Source organism: Burkholderia sp. WAC0059 (genome assembly GCF_002870125.1).
In the GTDB taxonomy this organism is placed as follows: domain Bacteria; phylum Pseudomonadota; class Gammaproteobacteria; order Burkholderiales; family Burkholderiaceae; genus Paraburkholderia.
In genome coordinates, this window is sequence record NZ_PNEO01000010.1 from 89,498 (window position 1) to 103,202 (window position 13,705).

Consider the following 13,705-nt stretch of genomic DNA (forward strand, 5'->3'; position numbering starts at 1 on the left):
AACATCCGGTTGCCCGGCACCCTTCGTTCAATCCGTGCGTCCGCGGCGGTCGTTCGGGCAAATGCGAACGGCGCCGCGCCGCAGCGCTCAGGCCGCGGCCTCCTCGTCGTCGATGTCGTGCGCGGTCGGCTCGTGACGGATCAAGAACAGGAACACGATCGGCGTGACCGCCGCCACCGCGACGATCCAGAACATGTCGGTGCCGAAGCGCGCCTGCAGGATCGGCAGCACGAACAGCGCGAGCGCGCTGCCGATGCCGGTCAGCGAGCGGCCGAAACCGACGCCGGTGCCGCGAATCGAGGTCGGATACGACAGCGCCGGGTAGATCATCATCTGCGCGCCGGGGCCGAAGCCTTCGGCGAACAGCCAGGCCCCGAGCATCAGCAGCGCGAAGCCGATGCCGAGCGCCGCCTGCGGATGGCCGACCAGCGCGAGCGCGACGAGCGACACGAACTGCAGCGCGAAGCCCGCGATCGCGACGTGCCGCGACGGATAGCGGTACGCGAGGCGCATGCCGAGCAATCCGCCCGTCAACGCGAACAGCAGGTTCAGCGCGAGCGACGCGGCGATCGTCTCGAACACGCCGGCGCCGAGGAACTGCGACAGGATCGACGGCAGGAAGAACGCGATCGCGGTGTATTCGAACGGAATGCACAGGTTCATCACGCTCGCGACGATCGTGCGTTCGAGGTACGGCCGCTGGAACAGCACGCGCAGGCTGACCGGCGGCTGCTTCGACGCGGGCTCGCCGGCATCGGGCGCCTCGTGCGCGTGAATGCCGTACGACTCGCGCAGGATGCGCACCGCGTTTTTCAGGTCGCCCTGGTTCGCCGCCCACAGCGGCGACTCGTTCATGAAGCGGTTGCGCACGAGAATGATCACGAGCGCCGGCACCGCGCCGAAGATCAGCGAGGCGCGCCAGAGCCAGCCCGCGTGCGCGGGCGGCAGCAGGAAGTACAGCGCGAACACGATCAGGAAGCAGACCGACGACGCCGCGTACCACATCGGACACCACGCGGCGAGCCGCGACGCCTTGTTGCCGCGCCCGCTGAACTTCGAGAACTCGGCGAGAAACGCCATCGCGACCGGCAGGTCGATGCCGACGCCGAGCCCCATCACGAAGCGCGCGCCGATCAGCACCCACACGTTCGGCGCGAGCCCGGCCGCGATCGCCGCGACGACGAAGAACAGCATGTCGGCCATGAACACCTGGTAGCGGCCGATCCGGTCGGTCAGCCAGCCGCCGGACACGCTGCCCAGAATCGTGCCGATCACGATCGCGGAACTGACGAGACCGGTCAGCGAGGGCGTCAGGCCGAATTCGCGCGTCACGTCCTGGATGCCGTACGAGAGCGTCGTCAGATCGTACGCGTCGAGAAACACGCCGCCGAGCGCGAGCAGCACGATCACGCGCGCATGGCTGGCCGCGGAGCCGCCCGCGTTGATCAGCCGCGAGACGTCGCTCGCGGAACGGATCGGCGTGGAAACCGGCAACGGGGTATCGAATTCGACAGTGCTCAACGCTCACCTCCAGAGTTCGGATTGCTACGGGACGTCAAGCAGTTATACGAAGCGGGGAGACTTCCGGCAACGAACGAGTTGTGCTTTCGATATGAACCGCGCGCACCGCTTCGCGAGGCGGCCGCGCCAACGCCGAAAGGCACGCTGCACCGGCGCGTGCCGATTCGAAGCCGCTGCGTGCGCGGGACGGATCAGCCCCGGGAGACGGCTTGCCTGGCAACGTCGGCCGCTGCCGTCGCGTCGGCCTGCCGCGAAGCGTCCCGTTTCACGCGTTCGATGTCGCGATACCGCGCGGCCGGATGATCGTCGGGCAGCGTCGCGCCGGCGCCGAACAGCTTCTCGCGCAGCGTGCCCGCGCGATAGGCCGTCGGATAGACGCCGCGGCGCTGCAATTCCGGCACCAGGTGATGCACGACGTCCTCGAACGTCTCGTGCGCGACGGCATAGGCGAGATTGAAGCCGTCCACGCCGGTCGCCTCGGCCCACTGCTGGAGAATGTCGGCCACCGTCGCCGCCGAGCCGACGAACACCGGCCCCATGCCGCCGATGCCGCCCCACGCGGCCAGCTCCCCGATGCTCCACGACCGGTCGCCGCCCGCAAGATGCTCGACCGCCGAGACGATCGCGTTCGTCTCCACCCGCCTGACGAGATCGGTCGGCGCGTACTGGCCGAAGTCGATGCCGGTCCAGCCGGACATGAACGCGAGCGCGCCGTCGTACGACGCGTAGCGCCGGTACTCGTCGAATTTCGCCTGGGCCTTCGAGTCGGTTTCGTCGACGATCACCGTCACGAGGTTGTAGATCAGCAGCCCGTGCGGATCGCGGCCGGCCTCGGCCGCCTGCCGCCGCACGTCGGCGACGTACTGCCCGAGCACCGCCTGGGTCGGCGCCGAGACGAACACGCATTCGGCATGCTGCGCGGCGAAGGCCTTGCCCGGCCCCGACGCGCCCGCCTGGTAGAGCACGGGCGTGCGCTGCGGCGACGGCTCGCACAGGTGATAGCCCGGCACGTCGAAAAAGCGCCCGCGATGCCCGATCTCGTGCACTTTCTCCGGATGCGTGAACACGCGCCGGTCGCGGTCGCGCACGACCGCGCCGTCTTCCCAACTGCCCTCGAACAGCTTGTAGAGCACCTCGACGTATTCGGCCGCCACCTCGTAGCGGTTGCCGTGGTCGCGCAGGCCGCCCTGCCCGATATTCCTCGCGCCGCTCTCGAGGTACGACGTGACGATGTTCCAGCCGACGCGGCCCTTCGTGTGATGGTCGGCGGTCGAAAGCCGGCGCGCGAACGTGTACGGATGCTCGAACGACGTCGACGCGGTAATGCCGATGCCGAGATGCGTGGTCGCCATCGCGATCGGCGCGGCGAGCTGCAGCGGGTCGTTCACCGGAATCTGCGCGGCCTGGTGCAGCGCGTGGTAGTTGCTGCCCTTGTAGACGTCGTAATAACCGATCACGTCGGCGATGAAGATACCGTCGAAAATGCCCTTTTCCAGCAGCTTCGCGAGATCGGTCCAGTATTCGAGGTCCTTGTACTGCCAAGAGCGGTCGCGCGGATGCGCCCACAGGCCGGGCGACTGGTGCCCGACGCAGTTCATCTCGAACGCGTTGAAGCGGATCGGCCGGCTCATCGGCGCGCTCCCGTCCCGCTCGCGGGCCCGTTGCCGATCTGCCAGACGTACGGCGGCTCGGTGCCGTTGATCGTCCAGTCGCCGACGATGCGCGCCTTGTAGACGAGCGGATTGTGCGACGACACGGTGCGCGCGTTGCGCCAGTGGCGGTCGAGCGCCTGGGTCGCGCTCGTCGCCGAGGCGCCGAGCGCATCGAACAGATGCGTCGTCGCGCGCAGCGCAAGGTCCGAGACGACGAGCTGGCTCTGCGCCGACTCGATCTCCGCGTCGACGTTCGCCGCCCGCTCCGCGTCCGCGTCGTTGCCGAAGCGCGCCTCGTATGCGCGCTGCAGCGGCTCGGCGGCACGCAGCGCGATCGCCTCGGCGGCGTACGCCCACGACGCGAGTTCGCCGACGACCTGCTGGATCTGCGCGTCTTCGCTCGCGCGCGGCGCGTTGCCGTGGCTGTAGATGCGCGTGCGCGCGCGGACCCGCTCGGCCGCGTCGCGCTTCACCGCCTGGGCGATGCCCGCCAGCGTCGCGACGTGAAAGAGCTGATAGAACGCCGTCTGATAGCGAAAGCGCTGGGCGAAGTCGATCACGTTCCGCGTCTCGACGACCGCGCGCTCGAAGCGGGTCGTCCCGCTCGCCGTGCCGACCTGGCCGAAGCCGTCCCAGTCGTCGTCGAGCCGCACGCCCGGCTGATGCCGGTCGACCACGGCGATCACGTCGCCGCCGTCGTCCGCGCGGCGCGCCAACACGTCGAGCCAGTCCGCGAACAGACTGCCCGTGCTGTAGTACTTCTCGCCGTCGAGCGCCCAGCCGTCGCCGTGCCTCGACAGCCGCGTGCGCACGTCGCCGATCGCGACGTTGCCGACCTCGGTCCAGGCGCCGCCGACTAGCTGGCCGCTGACGAAGCGGTCGAACCACACGCGCTGCCCCGCGTCGGCCGGCGCGTTGAGCCGGTCCTCGACGAACGCGAAATGCGAGCGCAGCGCCTGCGGCAGGTTCGAATCGGCGGCGGCCAACCCGACGATCAACCGGAATAACTGCGGGATCGACGCGCCGAAACCGCCCTGCGAAACCGGCACGCGCAGCGCGCCGAAGCCGGCCGCCTTCAGCCAGCCGATCGCTTCGCGCGGCAGCGCGCGGGTGCGGTCGCGCTCGGCGGCGCCGACGGCGATCCGCTCGAATAACGGCCGGAAACGGGCGGCGAGTGTCGCATCGTCGGCGCCCGTCGAAAGTGCTGTCCCTTCGGGATCGTTCGGCAACGGAGTCATCGGCAGGTCCGTAACGAGGGCCCGCATCGGGTGTCTGCGCGGCATGCGGGCCGGATGAGCGTCGCGGCGGCGCTGATGGTCCGCCGCGTCGAACCTATTAGACAAGCTCCGGCCCGCAACGCCTACCACTGAATCGTTAGTAGCTAATGAGCTTTTGTTGATTCGGCGGCGCGCGTGAAGACGTCGCCAACGATGCAGCCGTTTCGATGCGGCTGCGTCGGGCTGCGCGCCGCGATGCACACCTGGCGGCCGAGGACGCGGGCGATGCGTTTCGGTTTCGGGAGACGCCCGGAAGGAGCGCTATCGCGCAACGACAAGCACAAGCGCGCTTTCGGACCGCGGGAAAAGAATGCCCGACCCCATCCGGCATTCAGCCGCGCACAGCGCTGTTGCGGTCGATGCTGTATTCGTACGGCGGCAGACCGTCGAGCGAGCGCCGCGCAACCCCGCCCGGGTCCAGCTCGATACGGCTCTCGACGTCGAGCCTCATCGTCGCCCGGTTCGTCGCGTCGTACTTCGGCCAAGACGGCAACGCCGGCGTGTTCGGATCGCCGGTGCGCGCGAACGCGGTCCAGGCGCCCATCACGTCGCGCGACAGCCGCTCGAGATGCGGGCCGCGACCCACGAGGCCCGACGCGGCGTCGATCGTGCCGAACACGAACGGCACCTCGATCGTATGTGGCGAGCGCAGCACGCCGTCCATGACCGGCGTGTGCCAGTCGAACACGTAGTCGTATACCGGCGCCTGCGCCGACTGCAGCGCGGCGATGCGCGTCGTGTTGCGGCGAAACACGTAGTCCGTGCTGACCGCCGCCAGCACGTCGCTGGCCGACGCCGATGCGTTCGCACCACGATACGCGTCGACGACTCGCGCAACGCCCGGGTCGTCGAGACTCAGCAACCGCCCCAGCCGGCGCCTGACGGTCGGCCAGTCGAGCGCGAAGTTGCGCGGATCGGCGGCCAGGTAGAGCGTCATCTCGGTCGCCGCGTTGCCGACGAGGAGCGGCACCGAAGCGGACTGCGGCGGCGCGTCGGGGTCGAACGGATGGCGCGTGAAGCTGCGGCCGTCGAGCACCGGCCGGAACGGATCGCTAACCGAACGCATCGCGGCGAGCAGCGTCGCGACCGGCAGCGCCTGCAACGCGGCGCCGTCCGGCCGCGCGAGGCCCAGTTTCGCGCACAGCGCATGCGTCTGCCTCGCTGCCTCGTCCGGCGTGTCGACGTGCAGCCCGCCCGAGCAGCTTTCGACGACGGCCTTGTGAAAGAGCCCACGCGCCGCAGGCATGTCCATTAGCGCCGCGACCTTCGCCGCGCCGCCGGACTGCCCGAAGATCGTCACGTTGCCGGGATCGCCGCCGAACGCGGCAATGTTCTGCCGGACCCAGTTCAGCGCCGCGACGAGATCGAGCATGCCGGCATTGCCCGCGTCGGCGAAACGCGCGTCCGCCTCGCCGAGAGACAGATAGCCGAACAGGTTCAGCCGATGGTTGACGGTGACGACGACCACGTCGCCGCGCTGCGCGAGACGCGTGCCGTCGAAGCCCGGCGCGGTGCCGGCACAGCCCCACCAGCCGCCGCCGTGTAGCCAGACCATCACTGGCCGCTTCGCCTGCGCGCGAGCGGATGACGGCGCGAACACGTTCAGATGCAGGCAGTCCTCGTCGATCGGCTCGATCGAGGCATACCATGCATCGAGCGCGCCGAGCCGGTCCACCTGCTGCGGCGCGGACGGGCCGAACGCCCGCGCGTCGCGCACGCCGGACCACGGCGATAGCGGTTGCGGCGGCAGGAACCGGTTCGCGCCGGCGGTGCTGGCTGCGTAATGGATGCCCTTGAAAACGTCGACGCCCGCCGCATGCAGACCGCGCACGCGGCCCACCGCCGTCTCGATCACCGGCGCGGCCGCGCTTGCCGCGCGCGCGGCGGACGTGAAGAGCGCGGGCGCGAAACCGCCGCCGGCCGCAAGCGCAAGCCCCTTCAGAAGCGCGCGCCGCGCCGGGCTGGACGGCGCGACGGCGGCAACGGTTGCGACGGCTGCGGTATCGCCCAGCGCGGCCGGTCGGGCGTCGTTTTTCTTGTCTGCCATCGTCTGCTCGTCTCCTGTTTCATTGTTCTGCATTCCGGATGAATATGGCATGCCTCGATGCCGCCGCATCGTCCTGCCCTTCAGTTGGCGCCGATCCCTTCGCACCCGAGCGCGCCAACGAGCGCCGATTCGTCGAAGCGGTAGGCCATCAGCGCCGCCAGTCCGCGCCGCCCGTCGATCGACGCCGGCGCGCTGGTGAAGCCGTGCTTCGCGAGCAGCGCGGCCTCGACGGCGTCGGCGGCCGCCTTGCCGGTTTCGAGCGCCGCGATCGGGCTGCCGGCGTTATGCGCCAGGCCCGCCGCCTGGGTCGCGACGATGCCGAGCGCGTGGCGCGCGCGCGTCGCGTCGAGCCGCAGCAGGCGCGCGAGCGCCAGCACCGCGCCGAGGCCACCGAGCGCGGAGGCGACGTTCCAGCGCGCGCGGAACGCGTCGTCCTCGACGGCGGCCGCGACGCGCGCGGCCGCCTCGATGCCGATCGCCGCGGCCGCGGCGAGGTCGTCGTCGGCCGTGCCGTGCGCTTTGCCGTTCACCTCGCCGTACGCGAGCACGACGGCCAGCACCGGGACGGCGCGCGACGCCGGCGCGCGCGACGCAAGCCGTACGCCGAGACGCCAGGCGCGCGCGCGCAGATCGGAGCCGAGCGCGGCGAGCGCGCGCGCCGGCTGCGCGGAATCGTCGGCGGTACGCACCTGCTCGCGTGCCGCGGCAAGCGCGCGACACGCGACCTCGACGGCGGCCGGGTCCAGCCCGTCGCGCGGCGCGGCGGCAAAAGCGACGAGCGCGTCGGAGACGGCAGATTGGGCGGTGGCGTTATGCATGACTCGGTTCCTTGTTCAGCGTCCGTGCGGTACGGGGGGTGCAAAGCGCCCAGAGCGCGTCGAGGTCCGGCGCGCTCCCGATCGAGGCGATCTGCGCAGCAATGCGCGCGGCCGCGCCGGCGCCGAGTACCGGATCGACGAGCCGCGTGACCTTCGCGTTCAGCTCGGCGTCGTTCAGCGGTCGCGCGAGGCTGCCGCGCGCGTGCTCGACGTGGTGCTCGACCGTGCGGCCGTCGGCGAGACGCGCGGCGATGAACACCTCGTCGCGCGCCACTGCACCGTCGGGCGCGAGCATCGTCTTCGCGCGCAGCGCGCGCAGGTCGTCGCGCACCACGCGCGCGTCCTCGTACTGCGCGAGCCCGACTTCGCGGTCGCACAGCGCGGCAGCCACGCCGTGAATCGCGCTGAAGCGCGCCTGCAGGCCGTCCTTCGGCTGCGGGTTGCCCATCAGTTCCGGCACGAGCGGATGGCAGCGCACCGTGACCGCCTCGATCGCGGCCGGATCGGCGATCGACTGCGCGAGCGCGAGCCCTGCGTCGATCGCCGGATGCGCCACGATCCCGCACGGATAAGGCTTGTAGGTGTTGAACAGCAGCTCCCAGCGCTGCCCCATCTGCCCGGTCATCTGTTCGAAGTCGACCCGTGTCGAGAGCGCGTGCGCATAGCCGCCCTGCGCCTCGAAGATGTCGGCAGCCGGCTTCAGTCCCTGCTGCGCCAGCCGCGCGGCCGCGATCCCGTTGGCGGCGGCCTTGCCCGGGTGATACGGCTTGGTCATCGTGCCGAACGCCTCGCGCTGCCCGACGAACATCGACGCGGCCAGCCCGATCGCGTCCGCGAGTCGCGCCGCGTCGAAACCGAGCAGCAGCGCGGCCGTCGCCGCACAGCCGATCACGCCGCAAGTCCCGGTGATGTGCCAGCCGCGATCGTAGTGTTCGGGCGAAATCGCGACGCCCACGCGCAACTGCGCCTCGCAACCGAGCGCGAACGCGCGCAGTGCTGCTTCCCCGCTGGGCCGCGCCTCGCCCGCCAGCGCGGCCAGCACCGCGAGCACGGAGGCGGCCGGATGGATCACCGTCGCGAGATGGGTGTCGTCGTAATCGTCGAGATGGCCCGCGAAGCCGTTCGCGAGCGCGGCGAAGTGCGTATCGACGCGCTCGCCGGTGCCGAGCACGGGCGCGTCCGACACGTCGGCCCCGGCGCCGAGCTCGCGCGCGGTCGCGAGAATCGCGGCGAGCCCGGGATGCCCCGACGCGCCGACGGAGGTGCCGACGACGTTGAACAGCGAGCGCCGCGCCTCGGCGGCGACCGGCTCCGGCAGCGGCTGCTGCGCGAGCGTATGCAGGCCGTGCGCGAACACGGCGGCGATGGAACTCATCGGGACAACTCCTCGAGACGGACGCCATTGGTCTTCGGACCGAGCAGCCCGACCATGATGACGATCACCAGCATCGCTGACGAAATCAGCGCGAATACGGCGGGCACGCCCGAATGCTTGAGCAGCGCCGCCACCCAGAACCCCACGAAGATCGAGCTGAGCCGGCTCCAGCTAAACACGAACCCCACCGCGCGCGCACGGATGCGGGTCGGATAGAGCTCGGCCTGATAGCTATGGAAAATGCCGATCAGCCAGTTGTTCGCGATCGTCACCGCGCTGCCGCACAGCAGGATCGGCGCCGGCGCGCGCGCCATGCCGAACAGCAGCCCGCCGATCGCGACGACGACCGCACAGCCGACCAGTTGCCACTTGCGCTGCAGCCGCTCGGCGCAGAGGATCGCGCCGATGGCGCCGAGCGGCGTCGCGAACGCGATCACCATCGTGTAAAGCAGCGAGTGCGTGAGCGTGACGCCCTTCGTATAGAGCAGCACCGGCACCCACGAGCCGAAGCCGTAGACGCCGAAGGTCTGGAAGAAGTTGAAGCACGACAGCATGATCGTGCGTCCGAGGTAAGGCCGGCGCCAGATCTCGGACCACGCGCCGGGCCGCTCGTCGGCGACGCGCGACGCCTCGGCGGTCGGCGGCGGGAGCGGGCGCCCCGTTTCGGCCACGACGCGCGCCTCGATCAGGTCGACGATGCGGCCGGCCTCGTCCGCGCGGCCCCGGCTCTCCAGCCAGCGCGGCGACTCGGGCAGCCCGCGGCGGATGAACCCGATCAGCACCGCGCCCGCCGAGCCGACAATCATCACCCAGCGCCAGCCCTCCAGACCGAAAAGCCGTTGCGGCACGAGCAGGAACGACAGCACGGCGACGACCGGCACCGAGGTCAGGATCACGAGAATGCTGAACGCCATGTAGCGCCCGCGGCTGCGGTGCGGCGTCAGTTCCGAAACGTAGGTGTCGACGGTGATCAACTGGATGCCGATGCCGACGCCGGCCACGAAGCGCCAGGCGTCCATCGCGACCGGCTCGTGCTGGAACGCGGCGACGAACGTCGCGAGCGAATAGGCGAGCATCGCGAACGTGAACACCGCGCGCCGGCCGAAGCGGTCCGTCAGCCCGCCCATGCAGACCGTGCCGACGAACATGCCGGCGAAAAACGCACCGAGGAAGCTGGCGAAGCCGTCGACGTCGAAGAGCCCAGCGGTCGTGGCGCGATACAGCCCGCTGCGGATCAGACCGAGCGCGATGTAGGCGGCCATGAACATCTCGTAGAACTCGAACCAGCCGCCGATCGCGATGCGCGCGACGAGCCCCCGGAAGTAACGCGTGGGCGGCAGCCGGTCGAGCCGCGCCGAGACCGTCGCATCGCTGCGGGGCACGACGATGACGTCGGGCTGCGCGGACTGGACGTCTCCTCCTGCCGTTGCGCTGCGCGTATTCATAGTGTCGACATATTCGTTCTAATTCAGTCCACTTTAGTATCTGAAGCGCCATATTTCCACATAGTGTATACACTTAGAGGAAAACGCCACCCTCCAGCGCCGACGCGGCCGGGTGCCGGTTTGCTAGAATCCGCGCAGGATCGGGGCCAGCCGGCGGAACACGGGACGATGCGGGGGAACGGAATGTCTGAAGATGTCGACAGCGCGGTGGAAGACGACGCGGTCTCGCCGGTGGCCGAGATCGTCGACTGGGTCGCGCGCGGAATCATCGAGGGCAAGCTGTCGCCGGGCGACGACCTCAATTCGGTCGATCTCGCGAGGCGCTTCGGCGTGAGCCGCACGCCCGTGCGCGAGGCGCTCTTCGCGCTGACCCGCGAGGGCCTCGTCGACTGGTCGCCGCGCCGGCGGCCGCGCGTCTCGTCGCCGAGCCTGAAGGAGGCGCGCGAGATCTACCAGTTGCGCGCGATCCTCTACCAGCAGGTTTCCCAGGCCATCGTGGAACGCGCGAACGCGGAGGACGTCGACGCCCTGTGGCGCGCGCATCGTCCACTGGCGGAAGCGGCCGACCGCGAGGACGTCGACGCCTACTTCTGGGCCAACGTCGCGTTCCGCGACGAGGAGTTGCGCATCGCCGGCAACGGCATCTACCGCGAAGTGCTCAACTCGCTGCGCATGCGCATCAACCGGCTGCGCCATCTGAGCACGTCGCTCCCCGGCCGCCTGAAGCACTCGTGCGCCGATCACGAGCGGCTGTGCCAGGCGTATGCGGAGCGCGACGGCACGCTGGCCGCCGCCCTGAACCGCTCGATCGTGCTCGGCGCGCTGCGCGCGATCGAAGCGGCCTGGCGGGAATGATGCCCGGAAGCGCGCTTCCCCTCCCCAAACGCCCGGACGGCCCGGCGCGCCCCGCGGCCGGCGTATCGAATCGGGCGCCCGGCCCCGCCGGGCAAGGCCCGGCCATCTGCTAGAATTCCCGACACTCTGGCCAGCAAGCCCGCTCCGTGCGGAGGTCTTTCCCTATGAAGGCGCGTTGTATTCTCGAGAACAATCCGACGATCACCGCGTATCGGATGAGCTTCCTGACGCAGCGCTACATCACGAAGTTAAGCCGGCTTCTGGAAGACGAGCACGATCTGCTCTTCCACGAGTGGGCGCTGGTCTTCATCCTGTTCCTCAAGCCCGACCTGACGGCCACCGACCTGGTGGAGGTCACCGGGCGGCCGAAGAACACGATCAGCCGGGCGTTGAGCAAGCTGATCTCGATGAAACTCGTCAAGAGCTCGAAAGACGCCAGCGACAGCCGATCCAAGGTGCTCAGGCTGACCGCGCAAGGGCGGTCGCTATACGAGTCGTTCACGCCCGTCGTCGAAGGCATCGAACGCGAGATGTATTCCGTCCTGAGCGCGCAGGAAAGCGCCGCGCTCAACGCCTGCCTCGCCAGGGTCATCGACAGCGAGATCGTAAAGGCCGGTTTCTAGCGGGAACGGCTCGATAGCGCCGTCTTGCGCGCAAAGCGGCGCGACGTTCCCGGCGCCTTTTCGCCCCGCCGCGCAAGCCGAGTCGCGATAGCCGGCTCCCGTGTTCGCCTGCGGCCGCTCGTCGTGCCTGCGGTTCAGGCGTCCCCCTCTTCCCCCTTTCTCCGCCGGCAATTTCCGCGCCGATCCGACCGGCATCGCAAGCGCTTGACGCCAATTTTTTGTCCGACTACTCTCGCAAATAGTTCTATTTGGAACCATTTGCGATGGCGCGCGCCACGCATGTCGAGAGGATGACTGATCATCGACCGGCATGCCGGGGCGATGCCGTCGATCGTCCGCGCGAATCGCGTTTCATCGCGTCCCCCGAACCGGTTTATTGGCAAGCGTTTCCGCATCGAGGTAAAGAATGAAGCAGCGTCCCCTCTGGGCGTACAGCGGCTGCGAACTGAGCGCGGCCTATGCCTCGGGAAGCGCAACCGCCACCGACGCGTTCGAGAGCGTCGCGGAGCAGATCGACAGGCTGAATCCGGCGTTGAATGCGTTCGCGACGCTCGATTACGCGGGAGCGGCCCGGTCAGCGGCCGACAGCACGCTGCGCTGGAAGGACGGTTGCGCGCTGGGCCGGCTTGACGGCGTTCCGGTCAGCGTGAAGGACAACCTCTACGTACGCGGCTTGCGCGCCACGTGGGGAAGCGCCCTGTACGAGCATTTCGTTCCCGAGGTCGACGACCTTCCGGTATCGCGATTGCGTGCCGCGGGCGCCGTCATCCTCGGAAAAACCAACGTTCCGGAATTCACCGTCCACGGATATACGGACAACCTGCTATTCGGGCGGACCGTCAACCCGTGGGACGTCGCGCTGACGCCGGGCGGCTCGAGCGGCGGCGCGGTCGCCGCCGTTGCGGCCGGCATGGGCCCGATCGCGCTCGCGACGGACGGCGGGGGCTCCATCCGGCGACCGGCTTCCCATACCGGCCTGATCGGCCTGAAACCGTCGCGCGACGAGGTGGCGTGCGGAGCCGGCTTTCCGGACATCCTGTCGGGCCTGATGGTGACCGGACCCATTGCGCGCAGTGTCGAAGACGTCGTCGCCGTCATGCAGGTCATCGGTCGGCCGCAAGGCGTTTTCTCCGAGCATGACGACGGGCCGGAGCGGTTCGACGGCAACGGCCGGCGAATCCTGCTGGTGATCGAGCCCGACGCCCATCCGGTCGACCCCGAGATTCGCGAGCAGGTCCGCCATGCCGCCCGCACGTTTCGCGAGCTCGGTTTCGCAATCGAGGACGGGCAGTTGCCCATCGATCTCGACGAAGTGGCGGACCTCTTCTCGACCATCAGCCGATCCCATCTGAAGGCGCTGCTCGACGGCTTTCCGGGGGGAAGCGAACGAATCGGCCCGGCCAACAAGGCGCTGGTCGACTCGGCGGAGGTCGGCGGACCGTCGCTCGCCGCCGCGCTGGCCCGGCGCGACGCCATCGCCGGGAGCGTCACGCGGCTGCTCGGCGAATACGACTTCGTCATGACCCCGAGCGCCGCCGCCATGCCGTGGGAGGCGGGAACCGTCTACCCGGCAACCATCGATGGCCGGAACGTCGGGCCTCGCGGGCACGCGATATTTACCGGGTTCGTCAACATGACGGGATGTCCGGCCGTCAATTTGCCCGCGCGGGCATCGCGTTCGGGCATGCCGATCGGCTTTCAACTGATCGGCCCGATGGGCAGCGACGCCGTCCTGTGCCGCCTGGGACAGGCCTATCTGGAGCGTGGCGGACTGTCGTGGTCGTGGCCGAAACGGGTCGCCACGCCCTGACGGCGCCGGATGCGAAACAGGCCCGATGCGGGCGCGTGCTTATTGAAGAGGGTGAGATGTTGAGGATATTGATCGGTTTCGTCGTGCCGTACCTGGGCGTCATCGCCGCCTTGCCGGTCGTCGCGAAAGTCGACGCGACGGTATTCGGCATTCCGTTTGCCTATGCCTGGATATTCGCGTGGTTCTTCATCACGTCGGGATGCCTGTGGACCTGCTGGCGGCTGTTCGACAGAAAGCCCGACGCGCAGGAAACAGACATCGAAACCCACTAGAACGGAAGAT

11 protein-coding genes are annotated in these 13,705 nt (G+C 69.2%); 4 read left to right on the forward strand and 7 right to left on the reverse strand.

Going from position 1 to position 13,705, the window contains the following annotated elements:
- Positions 1-87: 87 nt before the first annotated feature.
- The 7 genes from CY652_RS12210 to CY652_RS12240 form a co-directional block, all read right to left on the reverse strand.
- Positions 88-1,521: an MFS transporter gene (locus CY652_RS12210; RefSeq protein WP_102130973.1), complete on the reverse strand. Its 1,434-nt coding sequence runs from the start codon at positions 1,519-1,521 to the stop codon at positions 88-90.
- A gap of 191 nt (positions 1,522-1,712) precedes the next feature.
- The gene (locus CY652_RS12215) at positions 1,713-3,152 is read right to left on the reverse strand and encodes an LLM class flavin-dependent oxidoreductase (protein ID WP_102130974.1); all 1,440 of its coding nucleotides are present in this window, start codon (positions 3,150-3,152) and stop codon (positions 1,713-1,715) included.
- Positions 3,149-4,411, reverse strand: a complete 1,263-nt coding sequence (locus CY652_RS12220; RefSeq protein WP_102131064.1) for an acyl-CoA dehydrogenase family protein — start codon at positions 4,409-4,411, stop codon at positions 3,149-3,151. Before CY652_RS12220 ends, CY652_RS12215 begins: the two co-directional genes overlap by 4 nt.
- Positions 4,412-4,781: 370 nt before the next feature.
- Positions 4,782-6,497, reverse strand: coding sequence for a carboxylesterase/lipase family protein (locus CY652_RS12225; protein ID WP_180970550.1), 1,716 nt, complete (start codon positions 6,495-6,497; stop codon positions 4,782-4,784).
- An 80-nt stretch (positions 6,498-6,577) separates the two neighbouring features.
- Positions 6,578-7,315 carry an MmgE/PrpD family protein gene (locus tag CY652_RS12230; RefSeq protein WP_102130976.1) on the reverse strand — a complete coding sequence of 246 codons (738 nt, stop codon included), beginning with the start codon at positions 7,313-7,315 and terminating at the stop codon, positions 6,578-6,580.
- On the reverse strand, positions 7,308-8,690 hold the full coding sequence (locus tag CY652_RS12235; RefSeq protein WP_102130977.1) for an MmgE/PrpD family protein: 1,383 nt from the start codon (positions 8,688-8,690) through the stop codon (positions 7,308-7,310). The genes CY652_RS12230 and CY652_RS12235 overlap by 8 nt, the downstream gene beginning before the upstream one ends.
- The gene (locus CY652_RS12240) at positions 8,687-10,135 is read right to left on the reverse strand and encodes an MFS transporter (RefSeq protein ID WP_102130978.1); all 1,449 of its coding nucleotides are present in this window, start codon (positions 10,133-10,135) and stop codon (positions 8,687-8,689) included. The genes CY652_RS12235 and CY652_RS12240 overlap by 4 nt, the downstream gene beginning before the upstream one ends.
- Before the next feature lie 183 nt (positions 10,136-10,318).
- On the opposite strand from CY652_RS12240, the gene CY652_RS12245 reads away from it, so the two are divergent.
- From CY652_RS12245 to CY652_RS12260, 4 genes are all read left to right on the forward strand, one after another.
- Positions 10,319-10,990 carry a GntR family transcriptional regulator gene (locus tag CY652_RS12245; protein ID WP_102130979.1) on the forward strand — a complete coding sequence of 224 codons (672 nt, stop codon included), beginning with the start codon at positions 10,319-10,321 and terminating at the stop codon, positions 10,988-10,990.
- 164 nt (positions 10,991-11,154) lie between these two features.
- Positions 11,155-11,613 carry a MarR family winged helix-turn-helix transcriptional regulator gene (locus CY652_RS12250; protein WP_102130980.1) on the forward strand — a complete coding sequence of 153 codons (459 nt, stop codon included), beginning with the start codon at positions 11,155-11,157 and terminating at the stop codon, positions 11,611-11,613.
- A 406-nt stretch (positions 11,614-12,019) separates the two neighbouring features.
- Positions 12,020-13,423 (forward strand): amidase, encoded by a 1,404-nt coding sequence (locus CY652_RS12255; protein ID WP_102130981.1) that lies wholly within the window; start codon positions 12,020-12,022, stop codon positions 13,421-13,423.
- Positions 13,390-13,695 carry a DUF3311 domain-containing protein gene (locus CY652_RS12260; protein WP_374703653.1) on the forward strand — a complete coding sequence of 102 codons (306 nt, stop codon included), beginning with the start codon at positions 13,390-13,392 and terminating at the stop codon, positions 13,693-13,695. Before CY652_RS12255 ends, CY652_RS12260 begins: the two co-directional genes overlap by 34 nt.
- Positions 13,696-13,705: the final 10 nt, after the last annotated feature.

What these genes read in the sequence shown, in the direction of transcription:
- CY652_RS12215 (WP_102130974.1), bottom strand. Translation starts at nt 3,152, where the DNA reads ATGAGCCGGCCGATCCGCTTCAACGCGTTCGAGATGAACTGCGTCGGG.
- CY652_RS12220 (WP_102131064.1), bottom strand. Translation starts at nt 4,411, where the DNA reads ATGACTCCGTTGCCGAACGATCCCGAAGGGACAGCACTTTCGACGGGC.
- CY652_RS12225 (WP_180970550.1), bottom strand. Translation starts at nt 6,497, where the DNA reads ATGGCAGACAAGAAAAACGACGCCCGACCGGCCGCGCTGGGCGATACC.
- CY652_RS12230 (WP_102130976.1), bottom strand. Translation starts at nt 7,315, where the DNA reads ATGCATAACGCCACCGCCCAATCTGCCGTCTCCGACGCGCTCGTCGCT.
- CY652_RS12235 (WP_102130977.1), bottom strand. Translation starts at nt 8,690, where the DNA reads ATGAGTTCCATCGCCGCCGTGTTCGCGCACGGCCTGCATACGCTCGCG.
- CY652_RS12240 (WP_102130978.1), bottom strand. Translation starts at nt 10,135, where the DNA reads ATGAATACGCGCAGCGCAACGGCAGGAGGAGACGTCCAGTCCGCGCAG.
- CY652_RS12245 (WP_102130979.1), top strand. Translation starts at nt 10,319, where the DNA reads ATGTCTGAAGATGTCGACAGCGCGGTGGAAGACGACGCGGTCTCGCCG.
- CY652_RS12250 (WP_102130980.1), top strand. Translation starts at nt 11,155, where the DNA reads ATGAAGGCGCGTTGTATTCTCGAGAACAATCCGACGATCACCGCGTAT.
- CY652_RS12255 (WP_102130981.1), top strand. Translation starts at nt 12,020, where the DNA reads ATGAAGCAGCGTCCCCTCTGGGCGTACAGCGGCTGCGAACTGAGCGCG.